Raw genomic sequence first — 15,163 nt, forward strand, 5'->3', positions numbered from 1 at the left:
AATCGTATTCACTTTTGTATCACCGCTTGAACTGGCTGGCTGCTATCAGTGCAGTTACGGGTTGCGATATTTTCTCAGGCAGTCGCCGCTGCCTGGTTTGGTCGCCGGCACCCCCGGGCTTGCCGAGCCAGCCCGCCGGCCATACGATTCGACTATTCCTCAGGCGGAGGAGTCATTGTGAAGCCGGTGATGCTCCTGACGCGCATCCTGGCGCCTGCCATCGCTCTGGCGCTGGCATCCGCCGGCCTGCATGCCGACGACCCGTTCGCGCCGTTGCGCGACGCCATGGTGCGGGAGATCGCCAATATGTCGTCCGTCACCCGCGACGAAACCGGCAGGGTCGAGTTTGCCGCGCCGGTGATGGCCGCGATGGCCAAGGTGCCACGCCATAGGTTCGTCCCGCCCGACGAGGTGCCCTACGCCTACGAGAACCGCCCGCTGCCGATCGGCTACGGCCAGACCATCTCCCAGCCCTACATCGTCGCCCTGATGACCGACCTGACGCAGGTCGGGCCCGGCGACGTGGTACTCGAGATCGGCACTGGCTCGGGCTACCAGGCGGCGATCCTCGCCGAACTGGCGCAGGCGGTCTACACGATGGAGATCATCGAGCCGCTGGCAGTGCAGGCCGGGGAGCGCCTGGGCCGGCTGGGATATGCGAAGGTGCAGGCCCGGCTGGGCGATGGCTACCACGGCTGGCCCGAGCACGGGCCTTACGATGCCATCCTCGTCACCGCCGCCGCTAGCCATGTGCCGCCGCCACTGATCGCCCAGCTCAAGGTCGGCGGACGGATGGTAATCCCGGTCGGCGCGCCGTTCATGATCCAGTACCTGCTGCTGATCGAGAAGGCCGGCGATGGCAGTGTGTCCACCCGGCAGGTGCTGCCTGTGCGCTTCGTGCCGCTGGTCGGAGGCGGCTGAGCATGCATTCGCCGCCATTGCTCGCCCTGGCGCTGCTGTCTGCCTCCGCGCTCGGCTATGAGGTGCTGCTGCGACTGCTTTCGATCATCCAGTGGCACCATTTCGCCTACATGATGATCAGCGTCGCGCTGCTCGGCTACGGCGCTGCCGGCACCGCCGTGGCGCTGGCGCGGCCTGTGCTGGCGCCGCGCTTCCACGGCGTGTTCATCGGCGGCGCGGTGCTGTTCGGACTGAGCGCCATCGCCTGCTTCAGCCTGGCCCAGCAGGTTCCGTTCAATCCCCTCGAGATCCTCTGGGACGCGCGGCAGTCGGCGCGCCTGCTGCTGATCTACCTGCTGCTGTTCGTGCCGTTCTTCTGCGCGGCGGTGTGCATCTGCCTGACTTTCACCTGCTTTCAGGAACAGATTCATCGGATCTACGCCTTCGACATTCTCGGCGCCGGCGTGGGCAGCCTGGCGATCGTCGCCGCGCTGTTCGCCCTGACGCCCGTCGATGCGTTGCGGCTGCTGGGCGGCACCGGCATCGCCGCCGGGGCACTGGCCGCCATGGCTTGCACGGGGCATAGGCACTGGCTCGCGCCGTTGCTGCTGGCGGCGGCAGTCGCGGTGCCGGCCGGCGTACCCGAGCGCTGGATCGCCCTGTCGCCCTCCGAGTACAAGGAACTGAGCCAGACGCTGCGTATAAAGGATGCGCGCGCAATCGCCCAGACCTGGAGTCCGCTGGGCCTGCTCACGGTCGTCGACAGCCCGACCATTCCCCTGCGCCACGCGCCGGGCCGGAGCCTCAATGCGACGCAGGAGCCGCCCGCACAACTGGCCATCTTCACCGACGGCGACGGCCTTTCCGTGCTGAACCGCTATGACGGGCGCCGCGAACCGCTCGCCTACCTGGACTATCTGACCTCGGCTCTGCCCTATCACCTGCTGCACCAACCCCGCGTGCTGGTGCTGGGCAGCGGCGCCGGTGCCGATGTGCTGCAGGCGATCTACCACGGCGCCAGCGCGGTGGATGCCATCGAACTGAACCCGCAGGTGATCGATCTGGTCCAGCGCCGCTTCGCCGACTTCTCCGGCAAGCCGTACAGCGCGCCCAACGTCCGCGTGCTGATCGGCGAGGCGCGCGGCCTGGTGGCTTCGCGCGAAGAGCCTTACGACCTGATCCAGATCGCCCTGCTGGACTCCTTCGGCACCGCCTCGGGCGGCCTGCATGCGCTGTCCGAGAACTACCTGTACACGGTGGACGCCTTCGCCGAGTACCTGCACCATCTCGCGCCCGGCGGCCTGTTGGCCATCACCCGCTGGGTCACCCTGCCGCCCCGCGATGTTCCCAGGCTGCTGGCCACCGCGGCCGCGGCCATCGAGCGCGACGGGCAGGCCAGCGCGGCGCGCCGCATTGTCATGATCCGTGGCTGGAAGACCGCGACGCTGCTGGTCAGCAACAGGGATTTTGACGTCTCCGGCATCGCCGTGCTGCGAGAGTTCTGCCGGGCGCGCTCCTTCGACCTGGCCTACTACCCCGGGATGACCGTGGCCGAGGCGAATCGCTACAACCTGCTCGACCGGCCCTGGTTCTTCGAAGCGGCGCAGGCCCTGCTGTCTGGCGAGCGCGCGCAGTTCCTGGCGCGCTACAAGTTCGACGTGCGTCCGACCATGGATGACCGGCCGTATTTCTTCCACTTCTTCAAGTGGCGCTCGCTGCCGGAACTGCTGGCGCTGAAGGCGCAGGGCGGCCTGTCAATGCTGGAGTGGGGCTATCCGGTGCTGATCGCCACGCTGCTGCAGTCCAGCGTGGCTGCCGTGCTGCTGATCCTGGCGCCGCTATGGGTGGTGCGGCGGCGCCAGCGGCGCTCTCGGGATGCGGCGTTGGCCAGGTTCGAACTTCGGGTCGTGTCCTACTTCGCCGCCATCGGCTTCGCCTTCATGTTCGTGGAAATCGCCTTCATCCAGAAGTTCACCCTTTTCCTCAGCCACCCGTTGTATTCGGTGGCGGTAACGCTCAGCGCGTTCCTGATCTTCGCGGGCCTCGGCAGCCGTTACTCCGGCCGGCGGCGGGGGGACATTGGAACGGGTGTGGGGCCCCGTCATCCGCTCGCGCGGCCAGTCCTGGCGATCTGCGTGATCGCCCTGCTCTACCTGATCGCCCTGCCCCGGTTGTTCCAGCTGCTGGCGCCGGTGGGGACCCTCGCCAGGTTCGGCATCTGCGCCGCGCTGGTAGCGCCGCTGGCGTTCGCCATGGGCATGCCGTTTCCGCTCGGACTCGGGCGCGTCTCCGCGCGCGCCGAAGCACTGGTGCCGATCGCCTGGGCCGTCAACGCCAGCGTATCGGTGGTGGCGGCCGTGCTGGCGACCCTGCTGGCGATCCACCTGGGCTTCACCGTAGTGTTGCTGCTGGCGTTGCTGCTGTATCTCGCAGCGGCGGTCATGTTTCCCTGATCGCGGCGGTTCGCAACGAAACGTCAACAGACCCTGGCGAGACGAATGGCCTGTTGGAACGCCACTTGCCGCAGTTCGCACGTCTCGCCGTGTCGATCAGCGAGGGTGACGCTTTTCCTGCTTCGAAGCTGAACATTTGAAAATATGGACGTGTGCGTCATGCCAAAGATGAGAGGTTGCGTGCCGCAAGCAATTGGTTTTGGCCGACGCAGTCGAGTCGTCAGAGGTGGCTTTCATCCCATAGCTGCCGGTGGTGACTGGCAGAAACCAGCCAGGAGCGGAAGCGCGGGAAGTTGCATTGCATTTGAGTATCTACGGATTAACCTCAGTGCATCATTACACCGCGCGCAGGGGGACTTGCCGCCAAGGTGTCATTTCCCAACTGACCTCCATTTCACGTTGGCCAAGGAGTCTTATGAAGACCTTCTTGCTAAGGACAGCCCTGTTCGTTGTTTTATTTTTCTTTGCCTTGCTCTGCCTTCTTGTGTCTCTTTCCTCGTACATATTCTCATTACGATAATGCTCGCCCAGGCTTTGATTGCATTCTTTCTGGGATTGGATATCGGCGCCAGGATGGGGCCAACGGCCAAATGGGTTATGGGTGTTTCAATGACCTTGATTCCCTTGTTTTTGGTATGGGGCTTCTACAACCATCGCGTCGGCGCCTACAACGCGTACATACTCCTTGTGCTTCCCCAATTCCCAAGATCGCTTGAGGGGTTTACATCGAGTCCGGCAACAACCACTATCGCATTAGCTATAAGTATCGTTATCCTGGCTTTTGTTTGGTACGTCCGAGGAAAAATCTTTCCAGACTTCGTCTTCGTCAACCCCAGGAAAATCAAAGGCAAGTACTTCTTTGCGGGCTGATCCATCATGCCGCCGGACCTGCCCGAACGGCTGTCCAGGCCTTTGAGTTCAATCGTTAGCGAAGACTGCTTCGGGTCGAAGTCCGACTTTTAACAAAAAACAAGGCCACAGAATGATCTGGCACCTAACAAGCGTTAGATTCCCATTGTATTAGAAGACAGCCCCTTACGAGTTCATAGCCTGAGATGTTGTTTATCGTCAAGGCCATGGACGATGAGAACTTCGCCTCAGCGGTCAAGGCTACGGGGCGCAAGAAACTGATCATCGCCGGGGTCACCAATGACGTCTGCACGGTCTATCCGGCGCTGAGCCTGGTGCGCGATGGTTATGAAGTACAGGTGGTTGCTGATGGCGGCGGTTCCCCTGGCGTAATGGCGGATGATATCGCCCTGCGCCCGAAGGTGGTCAGTTGGTACAAGTCCTGATGACGGCACTTCAAGTGCTAAATCCTCAGGTGGGCAAGAAGGCTCTCTCCTACTAGTTGTTCGAGGCTACCTCCGGCAGTTGCGGGTGCGAGCCACATTTGAGTCGACCTCTCATCGTCCGCATTGGGTTGAATCCACAGCCGAAAGCGGACGTTCCCAGGCACCTGCGAAGTTATGGCGATTTAGTCTTGGTCCGTGGGAAATCAGTGCTCGCCATTAATCTTTCGTGAACATACTCCTCAAATTGTTCGGCTGGCAGTGGCGGGGAAAACAGGAAGCCCTGGTAGGTCTGGCAGCCATGCTTGACCAGAAAGGTGCGCTGAGCTTCTGTCTCCACACCTTCTGCAATCACCGAAAGCCCCAATATCTGGCTCAGGCTCACAATCGCGCAGGCGATGGCGGCGTCGTTGGGATCAACCAGCACATCTCTGATGAAGGACTGGTCGATCTTGAGTTGATCCAGCGGAAGGCTCTTCAGGTATGACAGTGACGAGTAGCCGGTTCCGAAATCATCCAGCGAAAGGCCTATGCCGATCTTTTTCAACTCGATCATTTTGGCGACAGTACCTTCCATATCCTCTATCAGCAGGCCTTCGGTCAGTTCCAGTTTCAATTTCTTCGGATCGGCCCCCGTGTATTTCAGTACTTGCAGTACCTCCTCGACGAAGTCCGGATGGTGAAACTGGCGGGCGCTGACATTCACAGCCATACCCAGTCGGGCGGTTTCCCAATGCTTTGCCCAGGCAACCAGCTGAGTGCAGGCTGCCTGCAGCGCCCAACGGCCTAACGGCAGAATCAACCCCGTTTCCTCTGCCAATGGAATGAACTCGCCTGGAAACACGACTCCGCGCTCAGGATTCTGCCATCTCATCAGTGCCTCTGCGCCAATGATACGGCCCTCACTATTCACCTGCGGCTGGTAATGAAGAAGGAATTCGTTGTCCTGCAAGCCTTGGCGCAAGTCTACTTCCAGTCTGGCGCGTGCCGTGGCAACCGCCTGCATTTCCGGATCGAAGAAGCGCATGGTATTGCGGCCCGCCGCCTTGGCGCGATACATCGCCAGGTCAGCGCGCTTCATAATATCGTCCACTGTGCTCAGCTGCCCCTGGAACAGCGCAATGCCGAGGCTGGGGGTGCTGTGGTGCTCATATCCATCCAACTGGTAGGAAATGTTCAGAGAGTTGAGAATCTTTTCGCCAATAGCCTTGGCCTGGATAGCTGCTTCTGGAGGATTCTCATTAAGGCCATCCAGCAGGACGACGAATTCGTCTCCGCCCAGGCGAGCCACGGTGTCGCTCTCGCGTATGCAGCCGCAAAGGCGCAGAGCAACTTGCTGCAGCAACATGTCGCCTCTGTCATGCCCCAGCGTGTCGTTCAGTGTCTTGAAGTTATCCAGGTCAATGAGAATTATCGCGCTCGTATGCAGGCTACGGGAGCTGCCCGCCAGCAGATGCTGTAACCGGTCCAACATGAGCCGCCTGTTGGCCAGCCCGGTCAACTGATCGTAGAAGGCCAAACGCTGGACCTCTTGCTCAGCGGTCTTACGGTGGGTGATGTCAGTATTGATCGACAGAACGGATTGCGGCTGGCCATCATCGTCTCGCACCAGGGTTCGATGACTTTCGAGCGTGATGGTGCAGCCATCCCGGCGTCGAAGTGTAACTTCGTCCGCCCAGTCACCCGTTTCTATCAGGCTGTTAGTGGCCGCATTGAAAGCGGCGCTACCCTGGTAGATCAACTCCTGTGCCGATTTGCCGAGCGCCTCTTCCTTTGACAGACCGTAGAGACGCTCGGCACTTTTGTTCCAGTACAGGATGCGGTTATCCATCCCGTGAACGACAATGGCGTCCTGGGCCTTGTCCAGCAGCGATGCTTGCTGGCGGGCCTGTTTCTCGCTTTCGCGCAGCACTGCCAGATAACCTTCCCTTTCGGCTGCTTGCGACTCCATTTCGCGCCTGATCTTGCCCCCGTAGATAACGGCCGCACTGACCATCAGTAGCACGAACACCATGATCGCGTATTCGACCCGGCGCAGTTCTTCGACCGACTCAAGCTCCTCCTCCAGGAGCTTGCTTTGAATCAGGCCAACGCGATCCCGCACGGTACTGAGTGAGGCGAGCAACAGGGCAAACTTCCTGTCCATCGTTGCCATGCGTTTGCCGGCATTATCCGACTGCCCCTCCCTGAAGTAGGAAAAGATCAGCAAGGCCTCGTTCACCATTTCGACCATCGCGGCATCAACTGCACCCACCTCATCCTTCAATGCAAGGGTAAAGGCTTGTACATCTGCACTGTGTTCAGCCTCATTGGCGATCCGTACTTCCAACTGCTTTTTGGCCATTGCCAAATGCTCGTTGAAGGCGCGCAAGGCTTCATTCATGTTCCGCGATTCGGCTTCAACATTATGTGTGTCGAACACATTATTGCCCGGCGCATTGACTGTGGAAGCCAGGCTGCCCAGCGTTGAATAGCTCGACAGCTGTTGGACCCACGACTGGTTTGCCTTGATGGAGCGGTGATAGGTATCGACGATCAGGTGATTCAATAGCACGCTCAGCACAACAACCAGCACGTCGAATCCCGCAAGAAAAAAGTACATGCGGTGCCATTTGGTCGAGCGCGGCTTATTTGAACTGGTAGGTATGGCTTCCTTTGCGGCGCTTTTATTCCTGAAAAAATCCATTTCACAATCTCCAAACATAATCCTTCTAAATTGACCAATAGAAGCGGTATTCGGAAACCAATTAACCTTCTGTGCCGACACCTGAACCTGAGAACACACCGCACGTAGCATTAGCCAAATTTTTTCTCTGTTCGGATTCACGCTGGTTTTCGTGAGCGAAGCTCCCGAGACAAGCAACAGCTACCGAAGCTATACGTCTTAAGTGTCACGCCAACCAACTATTCGACACTAAGCAATGCATTTGGCGATGCTAATTTCATGGTGAAATTTTTTACTCTCGGAAGCAGTCTCTTAACATTTCGGCGATAAAACGAAATCATTTTCATTTATTGTGTCTGACATCATCGTTTCAGGTAACGATTCTCCTCGCTCTCCATTGTAGAACTGAACGTCGGCAATCACTTTTGCCAGATGTTCTGTTCCTTTCAATTTCCTCAGCCTCGCTCTGCGCCTCTGGCGAGCGTGCAGACCAAGGCCTGCATGTCTGGGGTGAGCATATCCCCGTTTTCGCAGTGCCCAGCCGCACCGTAGCGAAAGTCGATTCGATCCTGAGTGATCCCAACAAATCTAGTCCAAACCCTGCGCCTGCAGGTGCAGGGTTTGCTCCATGTCTTCCCGAGTGTCGTTGCGAATTTGCGCCCCTGAACTGGATGCTTCACGCAGAATAGTCGGGTGACATAGGGCACGCTGCGGGTCATTTCCGCGCTGCCTGCCGGACTGCCTGATCAGTTTCGATAGCAGACCAAGCATAGCCGCAAATTTGCCATTATTCTGTTCGCCGACTGCTCCAGGTCGGTAGCAGCCATTCAAACAGTACAACAGGCCCAACGGTCTCAGGATAAGGCTGAATGGGATATCTTGTTGAGCTGTCGATCCGTTCAAAACTCCAGGGAAGTCAATGCTGAGTTCACTTGTATCGAATGGTCAGTCACTAACGGCTGACCGATCGGAACTGATGGCCCCATGGTGGAGCTTTACGAAAACAGCCTTGGCCGCGACCGCCCTATCGTTGGTGCGTGATGGGATGGTCGGATTGGATGCCCCGATCCTTGACCAACCTTTCACGTTGCGCCAGCTACTGCGGCATGAAGCAGGCCTCGCCGATTATGGCGAACTTGCGGATTATCACGCTGCCGTCGCTAACAATGAGGCAGCCTGGTCGGCAGCTGAAATGATGCAACGCCTTGATGGTGCTCGGCTTCGATATAGCCCTGGAACCGGGTGGCGTTACTCGAATGTAGGCTACTTTCTCATAGGCAGGCTTATTGAACGGGTAACTGATCTGGCGCTTGAAGAGGCAGTGAGTCGATGTGCACTGACGCCTTTGGGCCTGTCGAGCGTTCGCTTCGCTAAAACGCGATCAGATTTACAAAATTCCCACCTTGGAAACCCATCAAATTATGACCCCGCCTGGGTATATCACGGCTTGCTGATCGGCCCCATTTCGCAAGCAGCGCTTTTTCTGGATCGACTTCTCGCGGGACACCTCCTCTCCCCGGGCTTGCTCCAGGAAATGCAGACAGCAAAAACATTGGGCGGTCCGATTCCAGGACGCCCATGGATTACCCCGGGCTATGGCCTTGGTTTGATGCAGGGTTCGATTGAAGGCGGCTTTACCCTACGCGGACACACAGGCTGTGGGCCTGGCAGTGTCATCGCCGTTTACCGTATCTGCGATGGCAACGCATCGGCCTGTTGCGCTGGTTTTGAGACGGGCGCCAGTGAAGGCGCCGTCGAAGCCCACGTCGTCCGAAGATTGATGCAAGCCTTACAAGAGGGTGCTGAAGACGCCTAAGTCCTGTTAGGGCCTGCCTGATGATTTTTCGAGTGACCGCTTTGGAAGGCTGCCTTTCGCGAGACAACAATCGGCCAGAAGTGGACACTCAGAAACTCAACCGCGCACCAGGTAGGCCCCTGAGGGAACCCGATATCGCAGCTTCTTGCATTTGCCGGGTGCAGGCTGATGCCCCGGCGGACGATCAGGAAACCAAATTCGGCATTTGCCCGGAGGCGGCATATGACCGCGGGGAATCTCAACCTCGGCGTACGCCCGCTCTGGCTCGACATTAGCCATTTGCAATTTTCCTTCGGGCCCGGCTCTGCCAGCCGTCGGTGCATCCGCAACCCGATCTGTCTGTGCGCTAGCGAAGTTGCCAGCTTCGCGCCCAGTGTCCGGAGTGGATTGCTCAACAACCGCCATTTCCGCTTCGCGGCGCCTTTGGGTCTCCTCTTCCAGCCCCTTCTGTACTGCGACCTGGTCCTCTTTGGCATTGGGTGGGGTACCCGAAGATTGGGCCTGCTGCGCCGCCTGGATCAATTGGAAGTTGCGGTTGCGCAACTCGACGTTGCGACCAACCCGCATGTTCGAGCGCGCCGCCAGGGTTTCAGCCTGCTGGTACTGCCCCTGCTGTAGACGCAACACACCAAGGTAATGCAGCGTCGCGGGATTGTTAGGCTGGATATGCAGGGCACGCTCCAGCGTGGCAGCGGCCTGGTCCAACTGGCCATTCTCATACTGCCGCGAGGCGGTTTCGATCAGGGTGGTTGATGCGCTGTTACTTTGCGAGGGCACTCTTCGCTCGGCAGCAACCGAACAAAGCGACGCGACGGCGCAGAACGCCAGGATGAGACCCGACAGAAAACTCTTGGTTGGCATCAGGGGGCGGACTCGGCTGATCTAGGACGGCGCTGCCGTAAAACAGACCACAGCGCTGCTCGGCATCTGCGATACAGGGCTGCAATAGACCTGGCCAGTACCCTGAAGTTCCCGCTTGGGGTGACGACCATTGGCCTTGACCCAAACTTGTACGGCACTCACACGCTACGACGAACCTAAGCGCTGTCCAACGCCTGCCTGGTCATACGAAACTTGAAAGCACCGTCAGGTACCTGGAAATCGAGGTCGACGATGCTCTTGAAATGGCGGAACAGACGGAAGTCTGACTTCCACTGCGACGGTAGTGGTTAGACCGTCGCTTTGCGGCCAGGCGCGGCCTTTCAGGCAATGTTGGAGATGGCCTGAAGAAGTTGTGGAACTCAGGGAATCGAACGGTAGTCCAGCGGTCCAACACCTGGCAGGACAGCGGGCGCCAGATGCCCAAAGTATCGTCTGCCGACCACCATTGCCTTTGGGAGAACCAATTGTTAACTGTCTTTTTGCGTCAAATTTTCCGGTTAGCGATACCGCTCTTTTCCGTTGGCACTTCATCCGCTGTTTTCGCCTGCCCGCAAGGACAGTACCAAGTCTGCATGGTCGCTTGTTTTTGTGCTCCAGGCTCCAAAGAGGAAACTGGGGAGATTTTCGAAAACATGAACCAAATGGCGGCCTCTGGATTGCAGAATTGGATTGTGCAATCGCGCAACACCGCGGCAACTGACGATATTCGGACAATCCCGCTGAATATCCGAGCCCAGCTCGAACCCTACTATGACATCCAAGTGCTCGATTCGGCTCGCTACAAGGTAGGCGATGATGCAGAGCTGAACGCCGCACACACCATGCTGCAGAATCCCGATGTAAGTGCGGTCACCCTTATGGACATCATCGTCTTTCGCAGTCCCGATGATGCACTTAACAATGTCGCGCTATGGGCGCATGAATTGAAGCACGTGCAGCAGTACCTGCAATGGGGCGTTCGCGAGTTTGCCACTCGCTATACCCGTGATTACACAACCGTTGAGGCGCCTGCCTACGAGATTCAAACCCAGGTAGCCAGAGCGCTAAGAGTCAGCGCGGCCCAGCCAGAGCTTCCTCGAAATCCTTGAGTTCAAAGGGTTGCTTGCAGCCCTTCGCGAAAGGCAGCCACCGCCCGATAAACGTCGTGAACACCTGCCGTGGGCTTGCGTCGCTGACGTATACACAGCGCCCTACAACTCCCCGCCAACGCAAGCGAGAAGCGCGTTGCAGGATGAGTGTCATGGGATTTAGAGAGTCGTTAAATCCGTTGGCAATTTAGGTAAGGAACAACTGTTCTTTTACGACAAGCGAAATGAACTAGCCTGATTCGATGGAGGCGTGTATTCGCCCGTCATTAGGGCATACCTATGAACACAACCACCATAGCGACGGATTATCTGGTTATCGGCGCGGGGGCAACAGCTATGGCCTTCGTCGATACATTGCTCGATGAGTCGGATGCGAGTGTGTTGATGGTGGATCGACATGCTCAACCTGGTGGACATTGGAACGATGCCTACTCGTTCGTCCGCTTGCACCAGCCGTCTGCCTTCTATGGCGTTAACTCCTGCGAGCTGGGCTCCGGCCAAAAAGACGAATCCGAATGGGGCGGTGGCTTATATGAATTGGCCTCAGGCGCCGAGGTTGTCAGTTACTTCGATCAGCTTATGCATCATCGATTCTTGCCGTCAGGTCGGGTGCAATATTTTCCGATGCACAACTACGAAGGTGATCGCAGCAATAATCATCGCATCACATCCTTGGTCACCGGCGAAAGTAACCTTGTCCAGGTGCGCAGGAAGCTGGTGGACGCGACTATTGCACAGACAGCCGTTCCTTCGACCCATCCACCGCATTACCGGATAGAGCCCGGGATACGGTGCCTACCGCTGAACGACTTGCCAAAGATCAGACAGCCTTACTTGCGTTACGTGGTGGTGGGAGGAGGAAAGACCGGCATCGATGCCTGTCTGTGGCTGCTGCAGAATGGCGTGGCACCAGGCAGGATTCAATGGATCGTTCCAAACGACCCCTGGCTGCTTGACCGCGCCAACCTTCAACCCGGCCAGGAGAATGTTGTACGAACAATCGGTAGCCTCGCGAACCAGTTCGAAGCAATAGGTGCTGCAGATTCGATCCCGGACCTATTCCTCAGACTCGAAAGTGTCGGCGAACTGGTGCGCATCGATAAAGCCGTCGAACCCACCGCTTTCCGCGCTGCGACCATTTCACAGGGTGAATTGCGTGCACTACGGCGCATAAGCAATGTAGTGCGTCTGGGGCGGGTTTGCGCGATTGAAGCCAGCCGCATATCCCTCGAAAGGGGCTGCATCGCTGGAGATTCCGACGCCCTTTACGTCGACTGCAGCGCAAGCGCGGTCCCAATTATTCCTGATGGAATCGTGAAAGCATTTGATGGCAATCGCATCAACTTGATGACAGTAAGCAGTTATCAGATCTTGTTCAGTGCCGCAGTAATCGCATACGTGGAAAGTCACTTCGACGATCAGATGCAGATGAATAAACTATGCGCGATTGTCCCACTACCACGCTCACCGGTGGACTGGGTCAGAATGTGGGCCGCTTATCTTGGCAATCAACGGCAATGGAAGAACCACGCGGGGTTGTCCAACTGGCTTGCGCAGTGCCATCTGCACCTTTTGCCGATAGTGATGAGAAGCCTGCAGGAGGGGGATCCTGAAAAGCTGGCAGTGTTGAACCGATTTACTGAAGCCAGAAAGAAAGCCTTGGAAAATATCCCCAGGCTCTTGCAGGCCGTAGCAGGTTCAGCGCAAGAGTCCTGAGCGAATGAATCGGGTCGGTTGTTGCCTGCTCCCGCAGACAGGAACCGGCCAAAAACTGTCAGTCTGTGTCGATGAAATACGTGGGTGATTCCAATTTCAAATGAACACCAGGAAATACCCGGTTTGATCCAGGCTTGAATGAAACCACGCGGGAGAAAAACACCATGTCCCTCGTTACCGGAAATCTATTGGCCCTGGCTTTGGGTGTCTTCTTTTGCACAGCCGTGTGCGGGCAAGGGGTAGCAGACACCGATTCCCCACCGGCAATACTTCCATTGGAATCCGAGACTGCGCCAAAACTCATTGCTTACCCGCCGCTTGCAGAGCCGCTCGCCCGCGGTGTTGTCATTATCCAGTATCGAGCAGAACACGCCAGGATCATGCCGGTATTTGGCAAAGCGGCTGTTGATGTATCACCACGTCTCGGTCACCTCCACGTGACCGTCGACGACTGGAAAGGTACATGGGCGCACACCAGCGAAGACCCGATTATCCTGGTTGGACTGACGCCCGGCACTCACAAGGTTCTTCTTGAAGTGGCCGACCCGACTCACAAAATCCTCACCAGTACGACAGTGAGTTTTATAGTTCCGGAGAAGAAACCAACGGATGGTCCCCAGATTGACGATGATCACGCAGTAAAACCATAACTGTTGAGTGTTCATAGCTAACTGCGGTGGTGTGAGCAGGACAGCACGGGTGGGTTCCATCACCACACGTTTTATTAGTTCAAGCCGCTCCACATCAACCTCGTCCCAGTTCAATGAAGTGAATGCAGTACGGCGCATCATCTGAAAGACCGCCAATTGGCCGTCTCCTGTCCTTCGCGACAGGCAGAAGGCCCCGAACAATCACAGCCCCCTACTTCACCGCGGACGATGCGACCCTGGCTACAGGGGGGAAGGCGCATGTCCAGCTTGTGCTGAATTATCCAGGGCGGGGGGCGGAAAAATTGAGTCCATCAGGCTGATCAGGGCCTGACCCGATAGCTCAGAGCACCCCGGGCACCACCAGGGTCAACCAGGCAACACAGGGTCCCACCAGGGCAACCACCGCGCTGTAGATCAGCAGGCTGCGCAACACTTTTTCTCGCTCCTGCGGGGGGGTATTGGCAACCACCAGCGCACCATTGGTGGAGAACGGGCTGGTGTCGACGATAGTGGTGGAAATGGCGATAGCCGCGACCACGCCGACCGCACTGATGTGGCCCTGGCTCAAGAATGGCACGGCCAGGGGAATGATCACCCCTAGCAACGCCGTGGACGAAGCGAAGGACGAGATAATTGCGGCAGTGAAGCACAGCAGCAAAGCGACCAGCAGCGGTTCACCCAAGCCGGAGATGCCATGGGCGACATAGTCGATGGTACCGATGGTCTGCATCACGCCGATGTAAGTGATGATCCCGGTGATCAGCAGAACAGTCGACCAGCTGACCTTGTCAATGGCCGCCTTCTGCGCCTTAGGCGCGAACATGGCCAGGACTACCGCGACCGTCATGGCCACCAACCCGATATTGAACTTGAACACTAATGCCGAGATCGCCAGGGCCAACAGCCCGACCAGCGTCGACAGCTTGGCCCCGTCCAGGCCGCTGAGGGTCTGTAGCGGCGCACCGGCACCCGTCAGGTCAGTACGATGATAAGCAGGGGACGCCGGCGTACCGCCGTGGCCAAGAATGGCCAGCGATGCACCAGCAGCATGCAACTCGGGACCGGACGGGACCGCCACCAATGACAGGCGAGCGCTACGTAAACCACCGAAGACTACGAATACCACCATGGCAATCCCCAGGTTGAACAGCAGGCTGGCGATGAACAGAGTGAACGGCGCATAAGGCAGCCCTGAGGACGCAACGATCTGATTGGTTATGCCACCGAAAATACTCACAGGGGAGAAACTGCCGCCCTGAGCGCCGTGAATCACCATCAGCCCCATGAGCACCGGGTTGATGCGGTACTGCACGGCGAAGTTGAGAGCAATAGGCGCGAGGATCGCTGCCACCGCAGGGCTCAGCGCACCGAAACCGGTGAGCAGCGCCGCCACCACGAACATCACCCAGGGTATCCAGGCGACATGGCCACGCACCATCAACACTGCCCGTTCGATCAGCCAGTCGATGGTGCCGTTGTTCTGGGCGATGCCGAACAAATAGGTGACACCGACCAACGTCAGGAACAGGTCACTGGGAAAGCCGGCGAAGATGGTCGCCGATGTCATGTCCATTATCACCGAACCGACGATAAAGGCCGCTGCGAACGCCAGCGCGCCCATGTTGATGGGCAACACGCTGGCGATGCCGAAAATGACCACTAGCACTAAAATCGACAGAATTTCATTACTCATTTCAATCT

At 58.0% G+C, this 15,163-nt stretch carries 10 protein-coding genes and 2 pseudogenes; 9 read left to right on the forward strand and 3 right to left on the reverse strand.

What is annotated here, in order from left to right:
• Positions 1-177 precede the first annotated feature (177 nt).
• The 4 genes and pseudogenes from AC3IT9_RS16665 to AC3IT9_RS16680 form a co-directional block, all read left to right on the forward strand.
• Positions 178-921, forward strand: coding sequence for a protein-L-isoaspartate(D-aspartate) O-methyltransferase (locus tag AC3IT9_RS16665; protein WP_489270411.1), 744 nt, complete (start codon positions 178-180; stop codon positions 919-921).
• Positions 922-923: 2 nt separating this feature from the next.
• Positions 924-3,353, forward strand: coding sequence for a spermine/spermidine synthase domain-containing protein (locus tag AC3IT9_RS16670; RefSeq protein ID WP_489270412.1), 2,430 nt, complete (start codon positions 924-926; stop codon positions 3,351-3,353).
• Between the two features lie 180 nt (positions 3,354-3,533).
• Entirely contained in the window at positions 3,534-4,223 is a 690-nt protein-coding gene (locus tag AC3IT9_RS16675; protein ID WP_489270413.1) for a hypothetical protein, read from the forward strand.
• 188 nt (positions 4,224-4,411) lie between these two features.
• Positions 4,412-4,704: pseudogene (locus tag AC3IT9_RS16680) on the forward strand (isochorismatase family protein); the annotation flags it as partial.
• Positions 4,705-4,820: 116 nt separating this feature from the next.
• On the opposite strand, the gene AC3IT9_RS16685 reads toward AC3IT9_RS16680, so the two are convergent.
• Positions 4,821-7,331 carry a putative bifunctional diguanylate cyclase/phosphodiesterase gene (locus tag AC3IT9_RS16685; RefSeq protein WP_489270414.1) on the reverse strand — a complete coding sequence of 837 codons (2,511 nt, stop codon included), beginning with the start codon at positions 7,329-7,331 and terminating at the stop codon, positions 4,821-4,823.
• Between the two features lie 898 nt (positions 7,332-8,229).
• Here AC3IT9_RS16685 and AC3IT9_RS16690 point away from each other — a divergent pair.
• Positions 8,230-9,126 (forward strand): serine hydrolase domain-containing protein, encoded by an 897-nt coding sequence (locus AC3IT9_RS16690; protein ID WP_489270415.1) that lies wholly within the window; start codon positions 8,230-8,232, stop codon positions 9,124-9,126.
• Positions 9,127-9,222: 96 nt separating this feature from the next.
• Here the strand turns inward: AC3IT9_RS16690 and AC3IT9_RS16695 are convergent, their stop codons facing one another.
• A complete protein-coding gene (locus AC3IT9_RS16695) occupies positions 9,223-9,987 on the reverse strand; it encodes a tetratricopeptide repeat protein (RefSeq protein ID WP_489270416.1) in 765 nt (254 codons plus the stop codon).
• Positions 9,988-10,107: 120 nt separating this feature from the next.
• Between AC3IT9_RS16695 and AC3IT9_RS16700 the strand changes: the two are divergent.
• The 4 genes and pseudogenes from AC3IT9_RS16700 to AC3IT9_RS16715 form a co-directional block, all read left to right on the forward strand.
• Positions 10,108-10,274, forward strand: a pseudogene (locus AC3IT9_RS16700) (tyrosine-type recombinase/integrase); the annotation flags it as partial.
• 150 nt (positions 10,275-10,424) lie between these two features.
• Positions 10,425-11,096, forward strand: coding sequence for an eCIS core domain-containing protein (locus tag AC3IT9_RS16705; RefSeq protein WP_489270417.1), 672 nt, complete (start codon positions 10,425-10,427; stop codon positions 11,094-11,096).
• 279 nt (positions 11,097-11,375) lie between these two features.
• Positions 11,376-12,812, forward strand: a complete 1,437-nt coding sequence (locus AC3IT9_RS16710; RefSeq protein WP_489270418.1) for an NAD(P)-binding protein — start codon at positions 11,376-11,378, stop codon at positions 12,810-12,812.
• 164 nt (positions 12,813-12,976) lie between these two features.
• Positions 12,977-13,462 (forward strand): DUF6130 family protein, encoded by a 486-nt coding sequence (locus AC3IT9_RS16715; protein WP_489270419.1) that lies wholly within the window; start codon positions 12,977-12,979, stop codon positions 13,460-13,462.
• 340 nt (positions 13,463-13,802) lie between these two features.
• Here AC3IT9_RS16715 and AC3IT9_RS16720 read toward each other — a convergent pair whose 3' ends face one another.
• A complete protein-coding gene (locus AC3IT9_RS16720; protein ID WP_150725603.1) occupies positions 13,803-15,155 on the reverse strand; it encodes an SLC13 family permease in 1,353 nt (450 codons plus the stop codon).
• Positions 15,156-15,163 lie beyond the last annotated feature (8 nt).

Source organism: Pseudomonas sp. KH_046_1, from assembly GCF_057839025.1.

Excerpts from the sequence above, each read along its gene's own strand:
- AC3IT9_RS16705 (WP_489270417.1), top strand. The coding sequence starts at position 10,425 with ATGCCCAAAGTATCGTCTGCCGACCACCATTGCCTTTGGGAGAACCAA.
- AC3IT9_RS16715 (WP_489270419.1), top strand. The coding sequence starts at position 12,977 with ATGTCCCTCGTTACCGGAAATCTATTGGCCCTGGCTTTGGGTGTCTTC.
- AC3IT9_RS16690 (WP_489270415.1), top strand. The coding sequence starts at position 8,230 with ATGCTGAGTTCACTTGTATCGAATGGTCAGTCACTAACGGCTGACCGA.
- AC3IT9_RS16710 (WP_489270418.1), top strand. The coding sequence starts at position 11,376 with ATGAACACAACCACCATAGCGACGGATTATCTGGTTATCGGCGCGGGG.
- AC3IT9_RS16720 (WP_150725603.1), bottom strand. The coding sequence starts at position 15,155 with ATGAGTAATGAAATTCTGTCGATTTTAGTGCTAGTGGTCATTTTCGGC.
- AC3IT9_RS16695 (WP_489270416.1), bottom strand. The coding sequence starts at position 9,987 with ATGCCAACCAAGAGTTTTCTGTCGGGTCTCATCCTGGCGTTCTGCGCC.
- AC3IT9_RS16670 (WP_489270412.1), top strand. The coding sequence starts at position 924 with ATGCATTCGCCGCCATTGCTCGCCCTGGCGCTGCTGTCTGCCTCCGCG.
- AC3IT9_RS16685 (WP_489270414.1), bottom strand. The coding sequence starts at position 7,331 with ATGGATTTTTTCAGGAATAAAAGCGCCGCAAAGGAAGCCATACCTACC.